General features: G+C 67.4%; 24 protein-coding genes. 12 read left to right on the forward strand and 12 right to left on the reverse strand.

Translation table 11 applies throughout. The features are described from left to right. The first annotated feature begins 4 nt into the window (after positions 1 to 4). Together pdxA and rsmA are read left to right on the forward strand one after the other, a co-directional pair. Complete coding sequence (gene pdxA / locus B146_RS0106790; RefSeq protein WP_019995669.1) at positions 5 to 1,069, forward strand: 4-hydroxythreonine-4-phosphate dehydrogenase PdxA; 1,065 nt, start codon at positions 5 to 7, stop codon at positions 1,067 to 1,069. After that, positions 1,066 to 1,896, forward strand: coding sequence for a 16S rRNA (adenine(1518)-N(6)/adenine(1519)-N(6))-dimethyltransferase RsmA (gene rsmA, locus B146_RS0106795; protein WP_019995670.1), 831 nt, complete (start codon positions 1,066 to 1,068; stop codon positions 1,894 to 1,896). The genes pdxA and rsmA overlap by 4 nt, the downstream gene beginning before the upstream one ends. A gap of 57 nt (positions 1,897 to 1,953) precedes the next feature. On the opposite strand, the gene gmk is transcribed toward rsmA, so the two are convergent. The 7 genes from gmk to fabD form a co-directional block, all read right to left on the reverse strand. Then, positions 1,954 to 2,631: a guanylate kinase gene (gene gmk / locus B146_RS0106800; protein WP_026358395.1), complete on the reverse strand. Its 678-nt coding sequence runs from the start codon at positions 2,629 to 2,631 to the stop codon at positions 1,954 to 1,956. Beyond that, complete coding sequence (locus B146_RS0106805; RefSeq protein WP_026358396.1) at positions 2,628 to 3,515, reverse strand: YicC/YloC family endoribonuclease; 888 nt, start codon at positions 3,513 to 3,515, stop codon at positions 2,628 to 2,630. Before B146_RS0106805 ends, gmk begins: the two co-directional genes overlap by 4 nt. 45 nt (positions 3,516 to 3,560) lie before the next feature. Further along, entirely contained in the window at positions 3,561 to 4,685 is a 1,125-nt protein-coding gene (gene mltG, locus B146_RS25280) for an endolytic transglycosylase MltG (protein ID WP_019995673.1), read from the reverse strand. A gap of 163 nt (positions 4,686 to 4,848) precedes the next feature. Then, a complete protein-coding gene (fabF, locus tag B146_RS0106815; RefSeq protein WP_026358397.1) occupies positions 4,849 to 6,114 on the reverse strand; it encodes a beta-ketoacyl-ACP synthase II in 1,266 nt (421 codons plus the stop codon). 40 nt (positions 6,115 to 6,154) lie between these two features. Then, a complete protein-coding gene (locus tag B146_RS0106820) occupies positions 6,155 to 6,391 on the reverse strand; it encodes an acyl carrier protein (protein WP_026358398.1) in 237 nt (78 codons plus the stop codon). Between the two features lie 178 nt (positions 6,392 to 6,569). Then, on the reverse strand, positions 6,570 to 7,307 hold the full coding sequence (fabG, locus tag B146_RS0106825) for a 3-oxoacyl-[acyl-carrier-protein] reductase (protein WP_019995676.1): 738 nt from the start codon (positions 7,305 to 7,307) through the stop codon (positions 6,570 to 6,572). Positions 7,308 to 7,337: 30 nt separating this feature from the next. Then, complete coding sequence (gene fabD, locus B146_RS0106830) at positions 7,338 to 8,279, reverse strand: ACP S-malonyltransferase (RefSeq protein ID WP_026358399.1); 942 nt, start codon at positions 8,277 to 8,279, stop codon at positions 7,338 to 7,340. 408 nt (positions 8,280 to 8,687) lie between these two features. Between fabD and rpsF the strand changes: the two genes are divergently transcribed. From rpsF to B146_RS0106885, 10 genes are all read left to right on the forward strand, one after another. Next, positions 8,688 to 9,131 carry a 30S ribosomal protein S6 gene (gene rpsF / locus B146_RS0106835; RefSeq protein WP_019995678.1) on the forward strand — a complete coding sequence of 148 codons (444 nt, stop codon included), beginning with the start codon at positions 8,688 to 8,690 and terminating at the stop codon, positions 9,129 to 9,131. Next, positions 9,131 to 9,379, forward strand: coding sequence for a 30S ribosomal protein S18 (gene rpsR, locus B146_RS0106840; protein WP_019995679.1), 249 nt, complete (start codon positions 9,131 to 9,133; stop codon positions 9,377 to 9,379). The genes rpsF and rpsR overlap by 1 nt, the downstream gene beginning before the upstream one ends. Before the next feature lie 211 nt (positions 9,380 to 9,590). Beyond that, a complete protein-coding gene (locus B146_RS0106845) occupies positions 9,591 to 10,541 on the forward strand; it encodes a hypothetical protein (protein ID WP_019995680.1) in 951 nt (316 codons plus the stop codon). An 18-nt stretch (positions 10,542 to 10,559) separates the two neighbouring features. After that, complete coding sequence (gene rplI / locus B146_RS0106850; RefSeq protein ID WP_019995681.1) at positions 10,560 to 11,135, forward strand: 50S ribosomal protein L9; 576 nt, start codon at positions 10,560 to 10,562, stop codon at positions 11,133 to 11,135. A gap of 267 nt (positions 11,136 to 11,402) precedes the next feature. Beyond that, positions 11,403 to 12,887: a replicative DNA helicase gene (locus tag B146_RS0106855; protein ID WP_019995682.1), complete on the forward strand. Its 1,485-nt coding sequence runs from the start codon at positions 11,403 to 11,405 to the stop codon at positions 12,885 to 12,887. A 23-nt stretch (positions 12,888 to 12,910) separates the two neighbouring features. Next, positions 12,911 to 14,053, forward strand: a complete 1,143-nt coding sequence (gene alr, locus B146_RS0106860) for an alanine racemase (protein WP_019995683.1) — start codon at positions 12,911 to 12,913, stop codon at positions 14,051 to 14,053. Between the two features lie 4 nt (positions 14,054 to 14,057). Next, entirely contained in the window at positions 14,058 to 15,446 is a 1,389-nt protein-coding gene (gene radA / locus B146_RS0106865; protein ID WP_019995684.1) for a DNA repair protein RadA, read from the forward strand. A 79-nt stretch (positions 15,447 to 15,525) separates the two neighbouring features. Next, positions 15,526 to 16,164: a CvpA family protein gene (locus B146_RS25285; protein WP_040408354.1), complete on the forward strand. Its 639-nt coding sequence runs from the start codon at positions 15,526 to 15,528 to the stop codon at positions 16,162 to 16,164. Positions 16,165 to 16,321: 157 nt separating this feature from the next. Then, entirely contained in the window at positions 16,322 to 17,773 is a 1,452-nt protein-coding gene (purF, locus tag B146_RS0106880) for an amidophosphoribosyltransferase (RefSeq protein WP_019995686.1), read from the forward strand. 94 nt (positions 17,774 to 17,867) lie between these two features. Beyond that, positions 17,868 to 18,608: an SDR family NAD(P)-dependent oxidoreductase gene (locus tag B146_RS0106885; RefSeq protein ID WP_019995687.1), complete on the forward strand. Its 741-nt coding sequence runs from the start codon at positions 17,868 to 17,870 to the stop codon at positions 18,606 to 18,608. A 12-nt stretch (positions 18,609 to 18,620) separates the two neighbouring features. On the opposite strand, the gene B146_RS0106890 is transcribed toward B146_RS0106885, so the two are convergent. The 5 genes from B146_RS0106890 to B146_RS25290 all read right to left on the reverse strand — a co-directional run bounded on the left by B146_RS0106890 (position 18,621) and on the right by B146_RS25290 (position 24,248). Then, positions 18,621 to 19,175, reverse strand: a complete 555-nt coding sequence (locus tag B146_RS0106890; RefSeq protein ID WP_019995688.1) for a pyridoxamine 5'-phosphate oxidase family protein — start codon at positions 19,173 to 19,175, stop codon at positions 18,621 to 18,623. A gap of 12 nt (positions 19,176 to 19,187) precedes the next feature. Next, positions 19,188 to 19,985, reverse strand: a complete 798-nt coding sequence (locus B146_RS0106895) for a CDP-alcohol phosphatidyltransferase family protein (protein ID WP_019995689.1) — start codon at positions 19,983 to 19,985, stop codon at positions 19,188 to 19,190. A gap of 4 nt (positions 19,986 to 19,989) precedes the next feature. Beyond that, complete coding sequence (locus B146_RS0106900; RefSeq protein ID WP_019995690.1) at positions 19,990 to 20,688, reverse strand: phosphatidylserine decarboxylase; 699 nt, start codon at positions 20,686 to 20,688, stop codon at positions 19,990 to 19,992. Positions 20,689 to 20,797: 109 nt separating this feature from the next. Then, on the reverse strand, positions 20,798 to 22,648 hold the full coding sequence (locus tag B146_RS0106905) for an ABCB family ABC transporter ATP-binding protein/permease (protein ID WP_019995691.1): 1,851 nt from the start codon (positions 22,646 to 22,648) through the stop codon (positions 20,798 to 20,800). 199 nt (positions 22,649 to 22,847) lie between these two features. Continuing rightward, positions 22,848 to 24,248 (reverse strand): LysM peptidoglycan-binding domain-containing protein, encoded by a 1,401-nt coding sequence (locus B146_RS25290; protein WP_155897394.1) that lies wholly within the window; start codon positions 24,246 to 24,248, stop codon positions 22,848 to 22,850. Positions 24,249 to 24,338: the final 90 nt, after the last annotated feature.

Below are 24,338 nucleotides of genomic sequence, written 5' to 3' on the forward strand. Positions count from 1 at the left end.
TTTCATGCAGAGCGACGACGCCGGGCCGGAAGGCCGTCCCCTTCTGGTCACGGTCGGCGAGCCCTCGGGTGTCGGGCCGGATGTCACGCTCCAGGCGTTTGGCGACCGCGAACTTCTCGACTTGCCCCCATTCGTGCTTCTGGCCGACCCCGCGATGATCGCGGGGCGCGCCGCGCGATTGGGGCTGGAGGTGACGATCCGCACGCTGACGACCCTCACCGAGGCCGGCGACGTCGCGCCGACCGAGCTTGCCGTTCTTCCGCTCGTCAACCGCCATGGCGACACGCCGGGTCAGATCGATCCGGCCAATGCCGCCGGCACGATCGAGGCGATCGACCGCGCCACGCGGCTCGTTCTCGCCGGCGAGGCGGACGCGCTCGTCACCAATCCGATCGACAAGAAGGCGCTCTACGACGCGGGCTTCGCCCATCCCGGCCACACCGAATATCTCGCCGAGCTCTGCGGCACGCTGACCGGCCGGACCCTTCAGCCGGTCATGCTCCTGACGGGGCCGGAGCTTTCCTGCGTGCCCGTCACGATCCACATTCCGCTGGCCGAAGTCCCGGCCGCGCTCACGACCGACCTCATCGTCTCGACCGCGCGCATCGTCCTCGCCGACCTCCAGGCCCGGTTCGGGCTCGATGCGCCGCGCCTCGCCGTGTCCGGCCTTAACCCCCATGCGGGCGAGCGCGGGGCGATCGGCAGCGAGGACGAGAGCGTCATCCGCCCAGCCGTCGCGATGCTTCAGGCTGACGGGTTCGACGTGGTCGGTCCCCTGCCCGGCGACACGATGTTCCATCCGGAAGCCCGCCGGCGCTACGACGTGGCGCTCTGCATGTATCACGACCAGGCGCTGATCCCGGCCAAGACGCTCGCCTTCGACGAGACGGTGAACGTCACGCTCGGCCTTCCGATCATCCGCACCTCGCCCGACCACGGCACGGCGGGCGACATCGCCGGCACGGGCACGGCGCGGCCGAACAGTTTCGTGGCGGCGCTCCGGCTCGCCAGCCGCATGGCCAAGATCGCGCGCGAGAATGCCGCCCTTTCCGGCGAAGCCGACGCATGACCCTCGCCTTCGACGGATTGCCGCCGCTGCGCGAGGTGCTGGCCGACCACGGCATCGACCCGCGCAAGGCGCTCGGCCAGAACTTCCTTCTCGATCTCAACCTGACGGGCCGCATCGCGCGTCAGGCCGGTTCGCTCGAAGGGCGAACCGTGATCGAGATCGGGCCCGGCCCCGGCGGCCTGACGCGCGCGCTGCTGGCGCATGGCGCGGCGCATGTGATCGCGATCGAGAAGGACCCGCGCTGCCGACCCGCACTGGAGGCGATCGGCGCGCATTATCCGGGCCGCTTCACCCTCATCGAAGGCGATGCGCTGGAAATCGATCCCGCCAGCCTCACCGCCGAGCCCTACAAGATCGTCGCGAACCTGCCCTACAATGTCGGCACGCAGCTGCTTCTCAACTGGATCACGGTTCCCGTCTGGCCGCCGCGCTGGACCGATCTGACGCTGATGTTCCAGAAGGAAGTCGCCGAGCGCATCGTCGCGGGCGCCGACGACGATCATTACGGACGGCTCGGCGTTCTCGCCGGCTGGCGAACCGAAGCCGAGATCCTGTTCGACGTGTCGCGCGAGGCCTTCACGCCCCCGCCCAAGGTGACCTCGGCGATCGTGCATGTCGTGCCTCGCTCCGAGCCTCTCCCCGTTTCGCTGGAAGCGCTGGAGCGCGTGACGGCCGCCGCCTTTGGCCAGCGCCGCAAGATGCTGCGCCAGAGTCTGAAGCCTGTCGGCGGCGAAGCGCTGCTCTCGCGCGTCGGGATCGATCCGACGCGGCGGGCGGAAACGCTGGACGTCGCCGAATTCGTCCGGCTCGCCAACGCGCTGTCCTGAGATCTCAAACGAAAACGGCGCCCGAGGGCGCCGCTTTCGTTTCAAGGGATCGCGATTTCAGGTGTTGGAGGCCTTGGTGGCCTCGTCCAGAAGCTTGGCGGTGAAGTCGAACAGGCCCGGCCGACGGTCGCGGCGCAGGCGCTCCGCGTTGACGATCGACAGGACGGCCGAGAAGGCGCGGTCGAGATCGTCGTTGATCACGACATATTCGTAGTCGCGCCAGCGCTCGATTTCGACGCAGGCGTTCTTCAGCCGCATCGCGATCGTTTCCTTGGAGTCTTCGGCCCGGCGCATCAGGCGCTGCGCGAGTTCGTCCATGGACGGCGGCAGGATGAAGATCGAGACGATATCCGTCTTGGCCTGTTCCTGCAGCTGCAGCGCGCCCTGCCAGTCGATATCGAAGAGCATGTCCCGCCCTTCGCGCATCGCCTGTTCGGCCGCCGCGCGCGGCGTTCCGTAGAAATTGCCGTGGACCTGCGCCCATTCCAGAAGCGCGTCGGACGCGCGAAGGCGTTCGAACTCTTCGATCGTGATGAAATGGTAGTGCACCCCGTCGATCTCGCTCGGGCGGCGCTTGCGCGTCGTCACGCTGATCGAGAGCGAGAATTTCGGGTCAAGTTCGAGGAGGTTTCGCGCGATCGTGGATTTGCCTGCGCCCGATGGCGAGGAAATCACCAGCATCAGGCCGCGTCGCGCGATCGGCGGATTCGTTTCCACATCCAAGTGAGGTTTCATTCGAGATTCTGAACCTGTTCGCGAAACTGATCGACGACGGTTTTGAGCTGCAGGCCGATGGCCGTCAGCGACGCCGTATGGGACTTGGAGCAGATCGTATTCGATTCGCGGTTAAATTCCTGCGATAGGAAGTCGAGACGACGACCGACAGGACCGCCTTCGCTCAAAAGCGTGCGCGCGGCGGCGACATGGGCCGTCAGCCGGTCGAGTTCTTCCTGGATATCGGCTTTGGCGGCGATCATCGCCGCTTCCTGGTGAAGGCGAGCGGCGTCGAGCCCGGCGTCAAGGCCGAGAAGCTCGCTCACCTGCCGCTGCAAGCGCGCCTGAATGGCGGCGAGCGAGCGGGAGGGATCGTCGGTCGCCGCTTTCGCCAGCGCCTCGATCTCGTCGACGCGCCTGTCCAGAATGGCCTTCAGCGCCAGCCCTTCGCTCTGGCGCGCCGCGACCAGCGCGGCGATCGCGCCGTCCAGCCCTTGCAGCACAGCCGGCGCGCGCGCCGTGAACCAGTCCGATGAATGCGTTTCGTCGGAGACTTCGATCACCCCGCGCAGCGCCAGCAATCCATCGGCGCGCGGCGGCGCGGCGCGTTCGCTGCGCACGATCTCGTCCGACAGGCGCAGAAGCTCGCTCAGAAAGGCATGGTTGATCGAAAAGTTCGAAACGCCTTCCGGCCGGTCCAGCGTCAGCGACACCTGCAGATTGCCGCGCGACAGACGGGCGCCGAGACGCTTGCGCACCTCGGCCTCGATGCTCTCGAAGCCCTGCGGCAGACGGATGCGAGGCTCCAGCCCCTTGCCGTTGACCGAGCGCAGCTCCCAGACGAAGCCCGCGCCCTCGGCCTGGCCTTCGAAACGGGCAAAGCCCGTCATGCTACTGACGGGCATTGCGGGCCTTCCGGTCTAGGGTCATCACAAGCGCGGACGTTTTCCTCATTCGACCTCGGCGCCCGGCGCCGCCGACTGGCCACGGGTGACGGCCGCGCGCTTCTCGATGTCGCGCAGGCGCCGGACATTCGAATTGTGCTCGTCCAGCGTGCGCGAGAAGGCGTGACCGCCGGTTCCGTCGGCGACGAAGTAGAGATCGTCGGTGTCCAGCGGGTGCGCGACGGCTTCCAGCGCCGCGCGGCCGGGATTGGCGATCGGACCGGGCGGCAGGCCGCGAATCACATAGGTGTTGTAGGGCGTGTCGCTCGCGATATGCGACTGGCGGATCGGCTCGTTGGCCGGTTTCCCCGCCCCGCCCCAGATACCGTAGATGATCGTCGGGTCCGACTGGAGGCGCATGTTCTTGCGCAGCCGGTTCACGAAGACCGAGGCCACATGCGGGCGCTCGGAATCGATGCCGGTTTCCTTTTCCACGATCGAGGCGAGCGTCACGAACTGGCCGATATCGGAAATCGGCAGGCCATCCTCGCGCGTCTTCCAGATGTCCGACACGAGCTTGGTCTGCGCGGCCGACATCTGCGACACGAGTTCGGCCCGGCTGAGACCGCGCGTGAACTTGTAGGTTTCCGGCAGGAGCGAGCCTTCCGGCGCTTCGGGCGGCAGATCGCCGACCAGCGTGTCGTCGGCGGCGATGCGCGCGTAGATCTGCGCGACCGTCCAGCCCTCGGGAATCGTGATCGCGTGGAGGATCGAGTTGCCCGAGCGGATCGTGTTCATCACGTCGCGCATGCTGGCGCCCGGCGCGAAGGCGTATTCGCCGGCCTTCAACTGACCCGCCGCCCGCTCGAAGCGAACGCCGTATTCGAAGATGCGCGCGTCGCTGACGATGCCGCTGCGCTCCAGCGAGGCCGAGATGCCGTCGAGACCGCCGCCCTTCGGCACGAGGAAGGTCGCCTCCTGCCGCAGCGGGCCGGGACCGTCGAACTGCGTCTTGCCCCAGTAGAGAACGGCGACGGCGGCCAGGACCAGGGCCAGGGCGCCGCTGAAGCAGAAGCTGAGAAAGGCGACGAAGCTGTTTCGGGCGGATTTCGAACGCACGCGCCGGGGGCGATCGGTCTCGCCGGAATCCGTCTCACGGTCGATCAAGGTCTCGTCAGAACCGTTCACCATGAGGCTCCCTTCGAATCGAAACGAGACGGGCGAGGACCGGGCTCGGTGCCTCGCTCGTCATCGTGAAATGGGTCGGGCCGATGGCCGCTTTCGCAGCCATGCCATTGAGGTCCGAACCATCATCCGAATGTGGCGAAAGCCGGTTCAGACAGGGCGGCGTCGATCACGCCTTGTAGCGGCGCAGCACCAGGGATGCGTTCGTGCCGCCGAAGCCGAAGGAGTTCGACAGGGCGACGTCGATCTGCTTCTCGCGCTTGACCTTCGGGACGAGGTCGATCGCGGTTTCCACGGAGGGGTCGTCGAGATTGAGCGTCGGCGGGGCGACATTGTCGCGGATCGCGAGCGCCGAGAAGATCGCTTCGACCGAGCCCGCCGCGCCGAGAAGATGGCCGATCGAGGACTTGGTGGAGGACATGGTGGCCCGTTCGGCCGCCTCGCCCAGAACCCGCTCGATGGCGCGCAGTTCGATCTCGTCGCCGAGCGGCGTCGAAGTGCCGTGCGCGTTGATATAGTCGATTTCGCTGGCCGCGATGCCGGCGCGCTTCAGCGCCATGCTCATGCAGCGGAACGCGCCGTCGCCGTTTTCGGCGGGGGCGGTGATGTGATGCGCGTCGCCGGACAGGCCGTAGCCGATCACCTCGGCATAGATGCGGGCGCCACGCGCCAGCGCATGGTCCAGCTCCTCGAGAACGACGATGCCGGCGCCCTCGCCCATCACGAACCCGTCGCGGCCCTTGTCATAGGGGCGCGAGGCGGCGGTGGGATTGTCGTTGTAGCTGGTGGAAAGAGCGCGGCAGGCCGAGAAACCGACGATCGACAGGCGACCGACCGGCGATTCGGCGCCGCCCGCCACCATCACGTCGGCATCGCCGAGCATGATGAGCCGGGCCGCGTCGCCGATGGCGTGCGCGCCGGTCGAGCAGGCCGTCACGACCGAATGGTTCGGGCCGCGCAGCTTGTTGCGGATCGACACATGGCCGGAGGCCAGATTGATCAGGCTGCCGGGAATGAAGAAGGGGCTGATGCGTCGAGGCCCCTTCTCCGCCAGAAGAAGCGCATTGCGCTCGATCCCCTGGAGACCACCGATGCCGGAGCCGATCAGCACGCCCGTGGCGCACTGATCTTCGTCCGTTTCGGGATGCCAGTCGGCATCGTCCAGGGCTTCGGACGCGGCCGCCACGGCGTACACGATGAAGTCGTCGACCTTGCGCTGCTCCTTGGGCTCCATCCAGAGATCCGGATTGAAGGTTCCCTCGGAGCCGTCCCCTTTCGGGATCTGGCAAGCGATCTGGCAGGGCAGGTCGGAGACTTCGAACCCTTCGATCCGAGAGGCCGCGCTGCGGCCTTCCAGAAGGCGTTTCCAAGTGACTTCGACCCCGGCGCCAAGAGGGCTGACCATACCGACGCCGGTAATGACGACTCGTCTCATTCGGTACTCGCGAGCAGCGGCGGACACGTCCGCCAGAGCGTTAGGCCTGGTTCTTCTCGATGAACTTCACCGCGTCGCCGACCGTGAGAATGGTCTCGGCCGCGTCATCGGGGATTTCGACGCCGAACTCTTCCTCGAAGGCCATGACGAGCTCGACCGTGTCGAGGCTGTCGGCGCCGAGATCGTCGATGAAGGAGGCGTTTTCCGTCACCTTCTCCTGCTCGACGCCGAGATGCTCGACGACGATCTTCTTAACCCGTTCAGCGGTATCGCTCATAGTCATTCCTCAGTTGGATTGGCTTCCGTCGCTTCGTTAGACGCCGGAGTCTGGTTAATCAAGCAGCGCGCCCCGAGAGGACGCGCCGATCTATGCCGAACGACGGGGATAAGCCCCACCTCGGCGGCTTAGCACGGAGCCGGTTCCCATCCAAGGCGGGGAAACCGGCGCCGGGTGTTCAGATCATCGCCATGCCGCCGTTGACATGCAGCGTCTGGCCGGTGACGTAGGCCGCCTCCTCCGAAGCGAGATAGAGCGCGGCGGCCGCGATGTCCTCGCCCGCCCCCATGCGACGCATCGGGATCGCGCCCATGATCGCGTCCTTCTGCTTGTCGTTGAGCTTGTCGGTCATGGCGCTCTGGATGAAGCCCGGCGCAATGCAGTTCACGGTCACGTTGCGCGAGGCGATTTCCTGCGCGAGCGACTTGGAGAAGCCGATCATGCCGGCCTTGGCCGCGCAATAGTTCGCCTGGCCCGGATTGCCGGTGACACCGACGATCGAGGTGATGTTGATGATGCGGCCATAGCGGCGGCGCATCATCTGGTGCGTCAGCGCGCGGGTCAGCCGGAAGACGGAGGTGAGATCGACCTCGATCACGCGGTCCCAGTCCTCGTCGGACATGCGCACGAAGAGGCCGTCCTTGGTGATGCCGGCATTGTTGACGAGAATGTCGACGCCGCCGAGCGCGGCGTCGGCCGCTTCGGCAAGGCCGGCCTGCCCCTCGCGCGAGCCGAGATCGGCCGGCAGGACGTGGACCCGCTCGCCGAGCGAGGCGGCGACCTCCTCCAGCTTCTCGCGGCGCGTGCCATGCAGGCCGACGGTCGCGCCCGCGCCGTGCAGCGCTTTGGCGATCGCCTCGCCGAGACCACCGCTGGCGCCGGTGACGAGAGCCTTGCGGCCGGTAAGATCGAACATCGTGTGTCCCCGATTCTCAAGAAAGGTGCGTCAGGCGAGCTTGGCGAGCGCGGGCTCGATATCGGCGGGCGCGCCGATCGAGACGGCCGACAGGCGCTTGTCGATGCGCTTGGCGAGGCCCGCCAGAACCTTGCCATTGCCGATCTCGAACAGGAGATCGACCTCGGCATCGGCGAGATAGACCATGCTTTCGCGCCAGCGCACCTGCCCCGTCACCTGCTCCACCAGCCGCTCGCGGATCTCGTCCGGATCGGAGATCGCGGACGCGAGCACATTGGCGACGAGGGGCACGCGCGGCGCCTCGATTCGTGCGCTCGCCAGCGCTTCGCGCATCCGCTCGGCGGCGGGCTGCATGAGCATGGAATGGAAGGGCGCGGAGACCGGCAGCGGAATGGCGCGCTTGGCGCCCTTTTCGAGCGCCAGTGCCATGCCGCGCTCCACCGCCGCCTTGGTGCCGGAAATCACGATCTGACCGCCGCCATTGTCGTTGGCGATCTGGCAGACGCCGCCCTGGCCGGCTTGCGTGCAGACCTCGGCCAAGGCGGTTTCGTCGAGGCCGAGAATCGCCGCCATGGCGCCCTCGCCGGCCGGAACGGCGGCCTGCATGGCCTCGCCGCGAATGCGCAGGAGACGGGCGGCGTCCGTGACGGTCAGCGCCCCGGCGGCGGCGAGCGCGGAATATTCGCCGAGCGAATGGCCGGCGACGAAGGCGGCGCGCTCGCCGAGATCGAAGCCGGAGGCCTCCAGGGCGCGCATCGCGGCGACCGACACGGCCATCAGGGCCGGCTGGGCATTGGCCGTCAGCGTCAGCTTGTCTTCCGGCCCGTTCCAGATCGTGTCGCTCAGGCGCTCGCCGAGCGCCTCGTCGACTTCCTCGAAGACGCGGCGGCTTTCGGGGAACGCGTCGGCGAGCGCGCGGCCCATCCCGACGGTCTGGCTTCCCTGGCCGGGGAACACTAGAGCAAGCGACATCGCCATCCCATTTATCGTTGGATCGTCGGGGTGAATGGGGGCGCGCCGGCGGAGTGTCAAGTTTAGCGCGACATTTACATGTCATGGCGAAGCTTCGCTGAAGCCGCGGACGCCGCGATTCGCGACCCGCGCGCGGACTCTTTCGATCGGCGATCGCCCGACCGCCGACTTGCCAAACGGGCTGAAACGGGATATGCGCCGCACCGTATTGTCCGAACCAGCCGGGGGCTGAACGGAAGACGGCTTGCTTTTGCCCGTTGGATGCTTGCCATCCGCTTCCCGTGTTCCCGCTCTCGACCGTCTCTAAGAGCGCGCCTTTCCCCATTCGGCCCCAGCGGCCAACAGGAGAGTCGCAGAGGCTTAGCCGCTGGTTCGACGCAATCGCAACCGAAGGAAAGGCGACACGATATGGCGCTCTACGAGCACGTATTCCTTGCCCGACAGGACATCAGCGGCCAGCAGGTCGAAGCACTCGTGGAACAGTACCGCGGTGTGATCGAGGCCAATGGCGGCAAGGTCGGCAAGATCGAGAACTGGGGTCTCAAGACCCTCACCTACCGGATCAAGAAGAACCGGAAGGCCTACTACACGCTGATGAACATCGACGCGCCTTCGGCCGCCGTCGAGGAGATGGAGCGCCAGATGCGCTTCAACGAGGACATCCTGCGTTACCTCACCGTGCGCGTCGAAGCGCATGACGACGCGGCCTCGGCCATGATGCAGAAGCGCGACGACCGTCCGCGCCGTTCGGACCGCGACGGCGGTGATCGTCCGCGCCGTGACCGCGACGACCGTCCGCGCCGCGACGACGACGATCGTCCGCGCCGTCCCCGCACCGAGGAGGCTGCATAATGGTTGACGTGGCTCAGCTCCCGACCCGGCGTCCGTTCCACCGTCGCCGCAAGTCCGACCCGTTCGCGGCGAGCGACTCGCCGAAGATCGACTACAAGGACGTCCGTCTCCTGCAGCGCTACATTTCCGAGCGCGGCAAGATCGTCCCGTCCCGCATCACGGCGGTTTCCCAGAAGAACCAGCGCGCCCTGGCCCAGGCCATCAAGCGCGCCCGCTTCCTGGGCCTCCTGCCCTACGTCCTGAAGTAATCGGGCGCCCCTTCGGGGGCTCCGATCTCAAAGCTCGGCGCGCGGCCCTCGATCGGCCGCGCGCCTAACCCGTGACGAAACCGCCTTGCGAGGGATGTTTCGTCACGGGTTGTCGGAAACCGGTTCCGTTCGGCGCCCCGGTTTCCCCGAACGAGCCGAGTTGGGGCTTAACGCCCCTAACTGCCACGCCGCAGGACAGCGACACCAGACCATGAACGCCAAATCCATCCTGATCGGACTTCTGGCCGGACTTGCGTCCGCGCTTCTGTTCGCCGGTCTCGTGACGCAGGCCTCCAGCGCCGTGGCGCTCGCCTTCGTCGCGCCGGTGCCGATCCTGATCGCGAGCCTCGGCTGGGGCAGCGTGGTGGGCTTCGTCGCGGCGCTTTCGGCCTTCGGCGCCGTCGCCGGCGCGCTCGGCTCCGTCTATGCGGGCCTCTCGATCTTCCTCAGCGTCGGTCTTCCTTCCGCCGTTCTCGGCCATGTCGCGGGCCTCGCCCGTCCCGTCGATGCGCCGGCTCGCGCCGGCGATGCGGCGCCCGAGCTCGTCTGGTTTCCGCTCCCGCGCATCCTGTTCGCGATGGTGCTTCTGGCTTCGTTCGGCTGCATCGCCATGGGCTGGCTGATCGACTACGACCCCGCCGAACTCGCGCCCGCCGTGTCGCAGGCGCTGTCGAGCGAAGCCACGGCCACCGTGCCGCCCCAGCAGATCGCGGAGCTCGCCCGCTTCGTGGTTTCCGTCATCCCCTATATCCAGCCGGCCTTTCTGGTTCTGACGCTCGCCGTCTGCCTCTATGTTTCGGCCGCGATCGTGCGCACGAGCGGCCGCCTGCCGCGCCCGAAGGACGACGTGCCGGCCACGGCCGGCCTGCCCCGCATCGCGCTTCCGCTCTTCGCCCTCGCGCTCGCCCTGTGCTTCACGGGCGGAACGGTGGCGCTCCTCGGCGCGGTGTTCGCCGGCGCGCTCGGATGCGCCTTCACGCTGGTCGGCCTTGCCGCCATGCACCGGCGCTCGCGCGGCCGGACGGGGCGCGGCCTCCTTCTCTTCACCGCTTACGTGGCGATCGTCCTTCTTTCGATCCCGCTTCTCGCCTTCCTGGCTCTCGGCATGTTCGAGACCGCGAAATCGCCGGCCCTGGCGGCCGACAGTGACCAAACCCGCTAAAACCCAAGGAAAAAGACCATGGACGTCATTCTTCTCGAGCGCATCAACCGTCTCGGCGGCATCGGCGACACCGTCCGCGTGCGCGACGGCTACGCCCGCAACTACCTCCTGCCGACCGGCCGTGCGCTGCGCGCCAACGAGGCCAACCGCACCAAGTTCGAAGCCCAGAAGGCCTCGCTCATCGCCCGCAACGAAGAGCGCCGCACGGAAGCCCAGGGCGTCGCCGGCACGCTCAACGGCAAGAGCTTCGTGATCGTGCGTTCGGCTGGCGAAACCGGCCAGCTCTACGGTTCGGTCTCGGCGCGCGACATCGCCGACCTCCTGAAGGAGCAGGGCTTCGCCGTGAACCGCAACGCGGTCGAGCTGAACCTGCCGATCAAGACGATCGGTCTCCACACCGTCTCGATCGCCCTGCACCCGGAAGTCGACGTCTCCGTGAAGGTGAACGTCGCCCGTTCGCCCGATGAGGCCGAGCGTCAGGCGCGCGGCGAGACCCTCACCTCGGCCGAAGCCATCTACGGCATCGACGAGGAAGAGGAACTCGAGGACGAGGCCGACGACGCCGAGGGCGAGACCGAAGAAGACAAGGCCTGATCATCGGGCCCGGTTCGGCGGCTGCAAGCCGACGAGCCCATATGCGAATGAAAAGAAGGGTCGGCTCGCGCCGGCCCTTCTTTTTTCATAGGCGGCTCGCTTTCGGGCGGGTGCCCCGCGCCCGGCCGTCCACAGGTTTTCCACCTGATATCCGCCAGGAGGACACTGGGCCGCAGCAAAACTTGGATACGCCCCCTCGCGAACTTGGTTCCCGATGCCGATCTCCTGTAGAAGGGTTCTTTACCCGACGCATGGAGTGACAGGACAATGGCGGAAGCCGCGCGCAAGTTCGAGGAGGAGCAGCCGCTCTACCGGGAAGCCCCGGCGAATATCGAGGCGGAACAGGCACTTCTCGGCGCGATCCTCGTCAACAACGACGCCTATTACATCGTCCACGACTTCCTGAAGCCCGAGCATTTCTACGAGCCGATCCACAAGGAGATCTTCCTCAAGGCCGGCCAGATGATCCGCATGGGCAAGATCGCGACGCCGATCACGCTCAAGACCTTCCTCGCCGCCAACGACCGCGTCGGCGACATGACCATGGCGCAATATGTCGCCCGGCTCGCGACGGAAGCCACCACCATCATCAACACGGCCGACTATGGCCGCGCGATCTACGATCTGGCGATCCGCCGCTCCCTGATCGGGATCGGCGAGGAGATGGTGAACGTCGCCTTCGACGCGCCGGTCGATGCCGAGCCGCGCAAGCAGATCGAAGATGCCGAGCGCGCGCTCTATCAGCTCGCCGAAACCGGCCGCTACGACGGCGGCTTCCAGTCCTTCGGGGACGCGATGGCGCAGGCCATCGAAATGGCGGGCGCGGCGAAGGATCGCGACGGCGGCCTGTCGGGCATCTCGACGGGTATCCGCGAGATGGACAAGCGTCTCGGCGGCCTTCAGCGGTCCGACCTCATCATCCTGGCCGGCCGTCCGGCCATGGGCAAGACCTCGCTCGTCACCAACATAGCCTTCAACATCGCCTCGGCCTACGAGCCGGTGGAGCAGGCGGACGGCTCGCACAAGGCCAAGAACGGCGGCGTCGTCGCCTTCTTCTCGCTGGAAATGTCGGCCGAGCAGCTGGCGACCCGTATCATTTCCGAGCAGAGCGAAGTGTCCTCCTCGAAGATCCGGCGCGGCAACATCACGGACGCGGAATATTCCAAGCTCGTCGCCTGCACCGAGATGATGCAGAAGGCTCCGCTCTATATCGACCAGACGGGCGGTATCTCGATCGCCCAGCTCGCCGCCCGCGCGCGCCGCCTGAAGCGCCAGCGCGGCCTCGACGTGATGGTGATCGACTACGTGCAGCTCATGCAGGGCTCGGCCAAGACGGCTGGCAACCGCGTGCAGGAAATCACCGAGATCACCACGGGCCTGAAGGCCCTGGCGAAGGAGCTGGAAGTCCCGATCCTCGCCCTGTCGCAGCTCTCGCGTCAGGTGGAATCGCGCGACGACAAACGCCCGCAGCTCTCCGATCTTCGTGAATCGGGCTCGATCGAGCAGGACGCCGACGTGGTGCTCTTCGTCTACCGCGACGAATATTATCTGCAGAGCAAGGAGCCCAAGCTCGGCACCGACGATCACCTGAAGTGGCAGCAGGAGATGAACGAGGCGCGCGGCAAGGCGGAGGTCATCATCGCCAAGCAGCGTCACGGACCGACCGGCACCGTGCCGCTTGCCTTCCAGGCCGAGTTCACCCGCTTCTCGGATCTCGCCGAGGAGAGCCATCTGCCGGAACGCTTCGAATAGCAGACCCAGCCAGACTGACAGCCATGACCCAATCCGTCCTTTCCGCCGTTCCCGTCAGCGGTCGCGGCCCCTTCGTCACGATCGACGGATGGGCGCTGAAATCCAACTGGCGCCATCTCGCCAATCTCGCGCCCGGCGCGCGCACCGGCGCGGCCGTGAAGGCCGACGGCTACGGGCTGGGCGCCGCGCTCGTGGCGAAGGCGCTCTTCGCCGCCGGCTGCCGCGAGTTTTTCGTCGCCTGGGCGAGCGAGGGCGTGGAGGTGAGACAGGCGCTCGCCAACACCAATTGCCGCATCTTCGTGCTGCAGGGGCTGGACGCGGAAGCCGCCGAACTCTGCCGCGCGCATCGCCTGATCCCGGTTCTCTCGACTCTGGACGACGTGCGGCTCTTCGCCGAAGCGGCCTCCGGCGCGCTGCCAGCGCCGGCCGCGCTCCAGTTCGAAACGGGCATGAACCGGCTCGGGCTCGACGAGGCGGACGCACGCAAGGCGCTCGGCCTTGCCCGTCAGGGCGGCTTCGACGTGACGCTGGTGATGAGCCATCTCGCCTGCGCCGACGATCCCGACTCGCCCGAGAACGACCGGCAGCGCCAGAGCTTCGAGCGCCTCGCCGCCTTGTTTCCGCATGTGGCGCGCTCGCTCGCCAATTCCGGCGGCGTGTTTCTCGGCGCGCCCTTCCATTTCGACCTGACGCGGCCGGGCATCGCCCTCTATGGCGGCGAGACGGGGCTCGACCCGCTCGGCGCGATCCGGCCGGTCGTGACGCTCCACGCCCGCATTCTTCAGGTCCACACCGCCCCGCGCGGCGAGGCGGCGGGCTATGGCGCGAGCGCGCGTCTGGAGCGCGCGACGCGCATCGCGACGGTCGGCATCGGCTATGCGGACGGCTATCCGCGCGCGGCCTCCGGCGTGACGCCACTGCGCGCGAGCGAGCCCGCGCCCGAAATGGCGATCGGCGGCCACCGCGCCCCGGTGCTCGGCCGCATCTCGATGGACATGACCCTTCTCGACGTGACCGACCTGCCCGAGGACGCGGTGCGCCCGGGCGAGGTGGCGGAGGTGTTCGGCCCGACCGTTCCGCTCGACGAGGTGGCGCGGCGCTGCGGCACGATCTCCTACGAGCTCCTGACCTCGCTTGGACCCCGCGTCCAGCGTTTCGCGGTCTGACGCCATGGCCAAGACCAAGACGACTTTCATCTGTCAGAACTGCGGCTCGGTTTATTCGCGCTGGATGGGCAAGTGCGAATCCTGCGGCGAGTGGAACACGATCGTCGAGGAGAACATGACGGGCGGCATCGGCGGCGGACCGATGCAGTCGCGCCGCAAGGGCCGCCCGGCCGCGCTCCTGCCGCTGTCGGGCGAGATGGAGGAAGCACCGCGCATCGTCTCCGGCATTCCCGAACTCGACCGGGTGACGGGCGGCGGCTTCGTGCGCGGCTCGGCGCTTCTCGTGGGCGGTGATCCCGGCATCGGCAAGTCGACGCTCCTGATGCAGGCCGCCGCCGCCCTGGCGCGCGGCGGGCACCGGGTCGTCTACGTGTCGGGCGAAGAGGCGGTCGCGCAGGTGCGCCTGCGCGCCCAGCGCCTGCACGCCGCCGACACGAGCGTCCAGCTTCTGGCCGAGACCAATATCGAGGACATTCTCGCGACCCTCGCGCAGGACAAGCGCCCCGATCTCGTGATCATCGATTCGATCCAGACCGTTTGGACCGACATGGCGGAATCGGCGCCCGGCACGGTGACGCAGGTGCGCGCCGGGGCGCAGGCGCTGATCCGCTACGCCAAATCGAGCGGCGCGACGGTGATTCTCGTCGGCCATGTCACCAAGGAAGGCCAGATCGCCGGCCCCCGCGTGGTGGAGCACATGGTCGACGCCGTCCTCTATTTCGAGGGCGAAGGCGGGCATCACTACCGCATCCTGCGCACGGTGAAGAACCGCTTCGGCCCGACCGACGAGATCGGCGTCTTCGAGATGGGCGACGGGGGGCTGCGCGAGGTCGCCAATCCGTCCGAACTCTTCCTCGGCGAGCGCAACGGCAAGTCGCCGGGCGCGGCGGTCTTTGCGGGCATGGAGGGCACGCGGCCGGTTCTGGTGGAAATCCAGGCGCTGGTTGCGCCCTCGCCGCTCGGCACGCCGCGCCGCTCGGTGATCGGCTGGGACACGCCGCGCCTCGCCATGGTGCTGGCGGTTCTGGAAGCCCATTGCGGGGTGCGGCTCGGGCAGCATGACGTCTATTTGAACGTCGCGGGCGGTTATCGCATCCGCGAGCCGGCGGCCGATCTCGCCGTCGCCGCCGCCTTGGTCTCCTCGCTGTCGGGCCGACCGCTTCCGGCCGAATGCGTGTTCTTCGGCGAGATCAGCCTCTCGGGCTCGGTGCGCCCCGTGTCGCATGCGGCGCAGCGCATCAAGGAGGCCGAGAAGCTCGGCTTCCGCCGCTCGATGATGCCGGCATCCACAGGCGAAACGCCGAAGGCCAAGGAGGTCGAGACGCTGGAAATCGAGACGCTTCCCCATCTCGTGGCCGAAGTCGCGGGCCGGCAGATCGAAGTCGAGGCTTGATTTTTCGCCCGATCGCACGGCAAAGAACCCTGATCGGGCGGAGAGCCGTCCCAAACGGCCCGCCGAAGGCATGGAACCGATGACCCTGACGCTTCTCGATGCGATCCTCGTCGCCATCATGCTCGTTTCCGCGCTGCTCGCCATGGTGCGCGGCTTCTCCCGCGAGGTCCTGTCCGTCCTCAGCTGGGTCGCGGCGGCGGCGGCGGCCTTCCTGTTCTACAAGCAGCTGACGCCTTTCGCGCTGCAATATATCCACAACGAGAAGGTCGCGATGGCGGCGTCCGCCGCCGGCATCTTCTTCCTGACACTGCTGATCGTCTCCTTCATCACGCTGAAGATCGCGGACTTCATCATCGACAGCCGCATCGGCGCGCTCGACCGCACGCTCGGCTTCGTGTTCGGCGCCGCGCGCGGGCTTCTTCTCGTCGTGGTCGCCATGGTCTTCTTCAACTGGCTGACGCCGCCCGAAAGCGGCAACCAGCCGGCCTGGGTCATGCAGGCCCGATCGAAGCCCATGCTGGACGAGCTCGGCACGAAGCTCGTGGCCGCCCTCCCCGACAATCCGGAAGCCACGATCCGCCAGCGCTTCGAAGGCACGACGCAGCCGGCCACCGGCGGCGCGGTGCAGGGCAACGCGGCCCCGGCCGACCAGCCCGCCTCGATCGAGGACGCGATCCAGCAGAACGAGGAACAGCCGGCCGAAGCGCCGGCCAACTAGAGGCACGGGGCCCTCGGCCCCTCCAAGCGAGCGCATGTGGCTCGGGGCAGCAACGTCCCGGGCCTTTTAGGTTTTTCATTCGTGTTTCAGTGGCCGACCCCTTATATGACAAACGGGGAGCGAAAGGCCGGAAACGGCGTGCAGGGAAAGTTCGAGCATGGACGAGACACCTTTCGACGACGACAGCCTGCATGAAGAGTGCGGCGTTTTCGGAATCTTCGGGCGGGCCGACGCGGCGGCTCTCGTCACGCTTGGGCTTCATTCCCTCCAGCATCGCGGCCAGGAAGCGGCCGGCATCGTCTCCTTCGACGGCAAGCAGTTCCATGTGGAGCGCCATGCCGGCCTGATCGGCGACACGTTCACCAAGCAGTCGGTTCTGGAGCGCCTGCCCGGCGAGGCGGCGATCGGCCATACGCGCTACGCCACGACCGGCGGCGGCGGCTTGCGCAACGTCCAGCCCTTCTTCGCCGAGCTTTCGGCCGGCGGCTTCGCGGTCGCCCATAACGGCAATCTCACCAACGCCCTCACCGTGCAGCGCGAGCTTCAGCGGCGCGGCTCGATCTTCTCCTCCACCTCGGACACCGAGACGATCCTGCATCTCGTGGCGACGAGCGGCGCGCGGCACTTCAACGACAAGCTGATCGACGCCCTGTCGCGTCTCGAAGGCGCCTTCTCGCTGGTCGGCATGGCGCCCGGCCGCATGATCGGCGTGCGCGATCCGCTCGGCATCCGTCCGCTGGTCCTCGGCGAACTCGAAGGCTCGTTGATCCTCGCCTCCGAAACCTGCGCGCTCGACATTATCGGCGCGGAGTTCGTGCGCGACATCGAGCCGGGCGAGATGGTGACGATCACCGAAAGCGGCCTCGAGTCCGCCTTCCCGTTCCAGTCGCGCCGCTCGCGCTTCTGCATCTTCGAATATGTCTATTTCGCGCGGCCCGATTCCAACGTCGAGGGCCGCAACGTCTACGAGATCCGCAAGCGCATCGGCGCGGAGCTCGCGCGCGAAAGCAAGGAAATGGGCGACATCGTCGTGCCGGTTCCCGATTCCGGCGTGCCGGCCGCGATCGGCTACGCGCAGGAAGCCAAGCTTCCCTTCGAGCTCGGCATCATCCGCAACCATTATGTCGGCCGCACCTTCATTCAGCCGACCGACTCGATCCGCCACATGGGCGTGAAGCTGAAGCACAACGCCAATCGCGCGATGATCGAGGGCAAGCGCGTGATTCTGGTCGACGATTCGATCGTTCGCGGCACCACCTCGCAGAAGATCGTGCAGATGGTGCGCGAGGCCGGCGCGGTGGAAGTCCACATGCGCATCGCCTCGCCGCCGACGCGCGCCTCCTGCTTCTACGGCGTCGACACGCCGGAGAAGTCGAAGCTCCTCGCCTCGCGCATGACGATCGAGGAAATGCGCGACTATATCCAGGTCGACAGCCTCGGCTTCGTGAGCATCGACGGCCTCTACCGCGCCTCTTTCGAGCCCGAGCGCAACCCGCATGCGCCGCAGTTCTGCGATGCCTGCTTCACGGGCGACTATCCGACCGCGCTCACCGACTTCGACGGCGCGGACAATGTCCGCCAATTGTCGATGCTCGGCGGCAACGGCTGAGCCGAACCGGGTTCAAACCCGCATCCTCATGGGATAGACAGGCCGCCGAAGGACGCGGCCTGTCGGCCGCCTCCGCAACGGGAGGCTTCAGGCTATGGCTCGTCAACTCGAAGGGCGCGTCGCGCTCGTCACCGGCGCGTCGCGCGGCATCGGCTATCAGCTGTCCAAGCTCCTGGCCGCCGAGGGCGCGCATGTGATCGCCGTGGCCCGCACGGTGGGCGGGCTGGAAGATCTCGACGACGAGATCAAGGCGGCGGGCGGCTCCGCGACGCTGGTTCCCCTCGACCTCACGGACATGGCCGGCATCGACCGGCTCGGCGGCGCCATTCACGAGCGCTGGGGCAAGCTCGACGTGCTCGTCGCCAATGCGGGCGTTCTCGGCATTCTGGCGCCGATCGGCCATATCGAGGCCAAGACCTTCGAAAAGACGATGAACGTGAACGTCAACGCGACCTGGCGCGTGATCCGCACGGTCGATCCGCTCCTGCGCCTTTCGGACGCCGGGCGCGCCATCGTCCTGTCGTCCGGCGCGGCGCATTCCTGCAAGGCGTTCTGGGGGCTCTACGCGGCCACCAAGGCGGCGGAAGAGGCGCTCGTGCGCTCCTGGGCCAACGAGACCGTCAACACGCCGCTGCGGGTCAATTCCGTCAATCCCGGCGGCACGCGCACGGCCATGCGCGCGCTTGCGATGCCCGGCGAAGACCCGGCCACGCTGCCGAGCCCGGCCGAGGTCGCCGCCAAGATCCTGCCGCTCGCCTTCCCGAGCGTGACGGAAACCGGCCAGCTCTTCGATGTCAGAAAGAACCGCTTCCTGCGCTACCGCGACCCGGAATAGGGCGCGCCGGCCTCAGCCTTCCACGAAGCCGGTCGGCAGCCCGTCCATGCTGGTGAGGTTCTTTTCCTGCCGATAGGCGCGCAGACCCTCCTCGCCCTTGGCCTCGGCCCAGCGATCCAGCGTCGGGCGCTCGCCCGCCGGCTCGAACAGGGGCACCTTGAAGCCGCAGGAGGTCTGCACGAGGTCGATGTCGAGAAACACGACCTGCCGCGCGCCGACGGGCTCCACGCCCGCATAATGCGCCTCCAGAAAGGCGCGATAGTCGGGCGAGCCGCGAAAGGCCACGCGGCCCTGACCGTGAAGGCGGAGGATCAGCGGCGCACCTTGGAAGGCGCAGAACATCATGGTGAGACGACCGTCCACCCGCAGATGCGCCGCCGTTTCGCTGCCTGACCCCGTGAGATCGAGATAGGCGACGGCGTTGGGGCCGAGCCGATGGAAATGGTCGGTCGGCCGAGGCGAGATGTTGATCCGCGTCCCCTCCGCCGCGCTCGCCGTGAAGAAGATGGCCTGCGCGTCGATGAAACCGGCCAGGCGCTCGTCGATCCGTGGGAACTGCTTGGCCATTTCGGGAAGCCTTTAGACGGTTTTGGCGGCGTGCGCGGCTTCCTGGCGGCGATAGGAGCGCACCGAGAAGGGGATCGCCGCGTAATAAGCGAGCGCCGAGACGGTCAGCGTTTCCCAGAAGAAGCTGAGAAGCAGGCCGATATAGAGAACGACCACGAGAACGATCCAGACGAAATGGTCGCGCCGCACCGGCAGGCCGATCGTCTTGCCCGAGAAGGTCGGGATGCGGCTCGCCATGAGAAGGCCGACGCAGACGAGATAGACCGAGGCGAAGGCGCCCGAGACTTCCGGCATGTTCAGATTGCCGGCAAAGCTCAGGTAAACCGGGAACAGCGCCAGCCCCGCCCCCGCCGGCGAGGGAACGCCGGTGAAATAGGCGCTCTTCCAGGCCGGCCGGTTGGGCTCGTCCAGCATCGTGTTGAAGCGCGCGAGGCGCAGCGCGCAGCCGGCGATGTAGAGAAGCGCGGCGATCCAGCCGATCGAGCCGACCGCGTGAAGCGAATGGGCATAGAGGAGCAGCGCGGGGGCGACGCCGAAATTCACGATGTCGGCGAGCGAATCCATCTCCGCGCCGAAGCGGCTCTGGCCATTGACGAGGCGCGCGATGCGCCCGTCGATCCCGTCCAGGAAGGCCGCGCCCAGCACCAGGCCGACCGCCAGCTCGAACCGCCCCTCGAAGGCGAAGCGGATGCCGGTGACGCCGGCGCAGATCGACAGGATCGTGACGATATTGGGCAGGACCTGCCGGAAGGTGACGCGCGGCGCCGGCGGGCGGGGGGCGCCGTCGCCGGGAGGGATCGCATGGCTCATCGGATCAATCCTTGCGCCAGGAGACATGCGCCGGAGCGTCGGTGAACTCGGCGATCACGGTTTCGCCGGCAATCGCCGTCTGCCCTTCGGCAACGCGCGGGACGGCGCCATCGGGCAGATAGACGTCGAGCCGCGAGCCGAAGCGGATGAGGCCGAAGCGCTCGCCAGCTTCCAGATGATCGCCCGTGCGGGAGAACACGACGATGCGCCGGGCGATGGCGCCGGCGATCTGCACGACGCCCACCTCTCCGCGCGGGCTTTCGATCACCAGGGAGGAGCGCTCGTTCACCTCGCTCGCCTTGTCGAGCTCGGCATTGGCGAACTTGCCTTCCTTGTAGGCGATGCGCGCGATGCGGCCGCGCACGGGAACGCGGTTCACGTGGCAATTGAAGACGTTCATGAAGATCGACACGCGCAGGAGCGGCTCGTCGCCGAGGCCGAGTTCGGCGGGCGGCACGACATGGCCGACCAGCGACACGCGCCCATCGGCCGGGCTCACCACAAGGTGATCGGCCACCGGCGTCACGCGCTCGGGATCGCGGAAGAAATAGGCGCACCAGAGCGTCAGGACGAGGCCGGCCCAGAAGAGCGGCTCCCACAGGAGCCCGAGCAGGATCGAGGCGACGAAGAAGCCGGCGATGAAGGGATAGCCCGCCCGATGGATCGGCACCAAGGCGTTTCGGATCGAGGCGATCATGTCCATCAGGGAATCGGTCCTTCGCTGCACGACGCGGCCACAGGGCAGGCCGCCGGGACACGACACATAGGGAGAAACGGGCCGGCACTCAACGCCGGCCCGCTCCGATAGGAGATCAGACGCTTTCCGTCGGCCGCTTGCGTTCGAGCACGCCGAGCGCATCCGCCTCGCGGGCGCGGCGCAGCGTTTCCTCCGCTTCGCTTTCCTCGCGCTGCATCCGCCACATTTCGGCATAAAGACCGTTCGAGGCCAGAAGATCGCGATGCGAGCCGCGCTCCACGATCACGCCGGCGCGCAGCACGATGATCTCGTCGGCATCGACGATGGTGGAGAGGCGATGCGCGATCGTCAGCGTCGTGCGGTGCCGCGAGACGAGCTGCAGCGCGCTCTGGATTTCCTGTTCCGTGTGCGTGTCGAGCGCCGAGGTCGCCTCGTCCAGAACGAGGATGGGCGGGCTCTTCAGAAGCGTGCGGGCAATCGCCACGCGCTGCTTCTCGCCGCCTGAGAGTTTGAGGCCGCGCTCGCCGACCATCGTGTCGAAACCATCGGGCAGAAGCTCGATGAAGCGCGAGATCTGCGCGAGATCGGCGGCCTTCCCCACCTCCTCGTCCGACGCCGAAGGGCGGCCATAGCGGATGTTGTAGCGGATCGTGTCGTTGAAGAGGACCGTGTCCTGCGGGACGATGCCGATCGCCTTGCGCACGCTTTCCTGGCGAACGTCCGAGATGTCCTGCCCGTCGATCGTGATGCGGCCGGAATCGAGATCGTAGAAGCGGAAGAGAAGCCGCGAGATGGTGGACTTGCCCGCCCCGGACGGCCCGACGATGGCGACCGACTTGCCGGCCGGCACTTCGAAGGACACGCCGCGCAGGATCTGGCGCTCGGGGTCATAGCCGAAGCGCACGTCCTCGAAGCGGATGGCGCCCTGCCCCACCACGAGATCCGTCGCACCGGCGCGGTCGCGCACCTCCTGCCGGATGTGGAGGAGGTTGAACATCTCCTCCATGTCGGTCAGCCCCTGCCGGATTTCGCGATACACGAAGCCGATGAAGTTGAGCGGCACCGAGAGCTGCATCAAGAGCGCGTTGATGAAGACGAAATCGCCGAGCGACTGCGTGCCCGCCCGCACCTCCAGCGCCGACATGACCATGGCGATGCCCATGCCCACGGAGAAGATGACGCCCTGGCCGAAATTCAGCCAGCCGAGCGAGGTCCAGGTCTGCGTGGCGGCCTTCTCGTAGCGGGCCATGGAGCGGTCGTAGCGCTCCGCCTCCATGGTCTCGTTGCCGAAATACTTGACCGTCTCGAAGTTCAGGAGCGAGTCGATCGCCTTGGTGTTGGCGTCGGTGTCGCTATCGTTCATCTCGCGGCGGATGGTGATGCGCCAGTCGCTCGCCTTGATCGTGAACCAGCCGTAGAAGACCACGGTCGCGGTGATGACCAGGAGATAGGACACACCGTAGGAGAAGCCGAAGATCGCCGCCGTCAGTGCGAATTCGATGAGCGTCGGCAGCGTGTTGAGGATCGTGAAGCGGACGATCGTCTCGATGCCCTTGGTGCCGCGCTCGATGATGCGGCTGAGTCCACCCGTGCGGCGCTCCAGATGGAAGCGCAGCGAGAGCTGATGCATGTGGACGAAGGTGCGGTAGGCGAGGATGCGCACCGCATACTGGCCGACGCTGGCGAACAGCGAGTCGCGCAGCTGGTTGAGCGCGACCGAGACGATGCGGGCCACGTTGTAGGCGACGACGAGCGTCACCGCCCCGGTCAGGACCAGCGGCAGCCAGCCGACCGCCGAATTGGTGCCGTCCAGCGCATCGACGGCCCATTTGAAGAAATAGGGAATGCCGACCGTCAGGAACTTGGCGAGCACGAGGAAGAAGCTCGCCCAGAGGACGCGCCGCTTCAGGTCCGGCCGCTCCTGCGGCCACATATAAGGCCAGAGATTCTTCAGCGTCTGCCACATGGCGCCGCTGTCGCCGGAAACGGCTTTGGGTTGGGTGTCGGACAAGGAAGCGATCCAATCAGAAGGCGGCGCCAGGGCCGGCGCCGCAAGGGCGGCTCGCGCGCCGCCCGATTTGGATCGGTTCTAGTCCTGCCCCCTGTCCGAGACCAGCCCTGTTCACCCGCCGTCCGGTGAACGGACCGGCACGATTGAGGTCGCGTCAACCGTCCTTGTCGGGAACGCGGAAGACCTGCCCCGGATAGATGCGGTTCGGGTCGCGGATCTGATCGCCATTGGCGAGATAGATCACCGTGAAGCGACTGCCGCGCCCATAGGAATTGCGCGAAATGCGCCAGAGCGTGTCGCCCTTGCGGATGATGACCCGCGCCTCGACCCGCTCCAGCGCGGGCTGCACCGTGGTGCCGGCGGGGGGCGCATTCGCGGCGACGACCGGACTTTCCGTCGGCGCCGCCGGCGCGGCGGCAACCGGGCTCTCGCTCTCGATCGGAGCCGAAGGCGCGGACCCTGCAACGCTGGGAGATGCGACCGGGGCATCGGCCGTTTGCGCATCTGCGGCGGGTTCGGCGGCCGGCGGCGGCGCGATCGCGGCGAGCGGTGCGGTGTCGGGCCGGTTGAACGGGACTTCCACACGGGCCAGAACCTCGCCCGCGCCATTCACCTCGTCGGCCCGCACGCGGTGATCGCCGACGGCGACCGGCGCCTGCGCACTCGCGATGAAGCGATCGCCCGCCCCGCCCCGCGTTTCGGCGACCAGCGCATCGTCGAGATAAACGCGCACGCGCGCGCCTTCGCTGGCGGCGCCCGCGATGAAAAGCTTGCCGCCTTCCGCTTCCACCGCCTCGACGCTCAAAGGCGAGGCAGGCTTGGCCGGCGCGGCGGGTTTGTCCGGCTGAGGTGCCGGCGTTTGGGTGGTGGTCGCCTGCTCTCCGGCACTCGGAGCGAGCGCGGCGGTGTCCGTCGGCCGGGGCGTCTCGGCCTTGGTTTCGGGCGCTGGTGTCTCGGTCGCGGGCGTCGAAGCCATCGCCGCCTCGGGCTTGGGCTTCACCAGGATTTCGGACGCCTCGCCCGGCCGCTCCAGCATGACGAGGAGTTCGCCCTCCTTGCCCTTCGGCGGCACATTGACGATCGCCGTCTCGAGCTTCGAGGCGTCGGCCCGCCCCGTTCCGTCGTTGAGGGCAAGGCGATGCTGGCCGACCGGCAGCGTCAGGTCGAGCGCGAAGGCGCCGCTGGCGTCGGTCTTGACGTCCGCCAAGCGCTCCGTGCCGCTCTGGAGGCTCACGGTGGCGTTCGGCGCGGCACGGCCGGCCAGGACGGTGGCGCCATCGGGTTCGACGCGAACCACGTCGAAGCTCGGCGCGCTCGGCTCGGCCGACGCGGCGGCGCCAGCCTCCTGCGTTTTCGCGGGTTCGGCGGGCGCGGCCGGCGGCGTCGAAGCCGCGGGGGCCGGCGTAGAGGCTTGGGGCGCGGAAGCGGCCGAAGCGGAGGCCGACATAGGGGCCGATGTCGGGGCCGCAGGCGCGGAGGTGCCAGCCACCGTCGCGACCGGGTTCGGCGTCTCGAACAGGCCGAAATGCCACCCGGCGGCAAAGGCTGCCGCCATGATGGCCAAAACCGAGACTCCCAGACGCGCCTTCATCCGATTACTGCCAATTTGATGTAAAAACTTGATTCCTCACCGAGTTTAGCCGCG

It is taken from the genome of Aureimonas ureilytica DSM 18598 = NBRC 106430 (assembly GCF_000382705.1).
GTDB lineage: Bacteria > Pseudomonadota > Alphaproteobacteria > Rhizobiales > Rhizobiaceae > Aureimonas > Aureimonas ureilytica.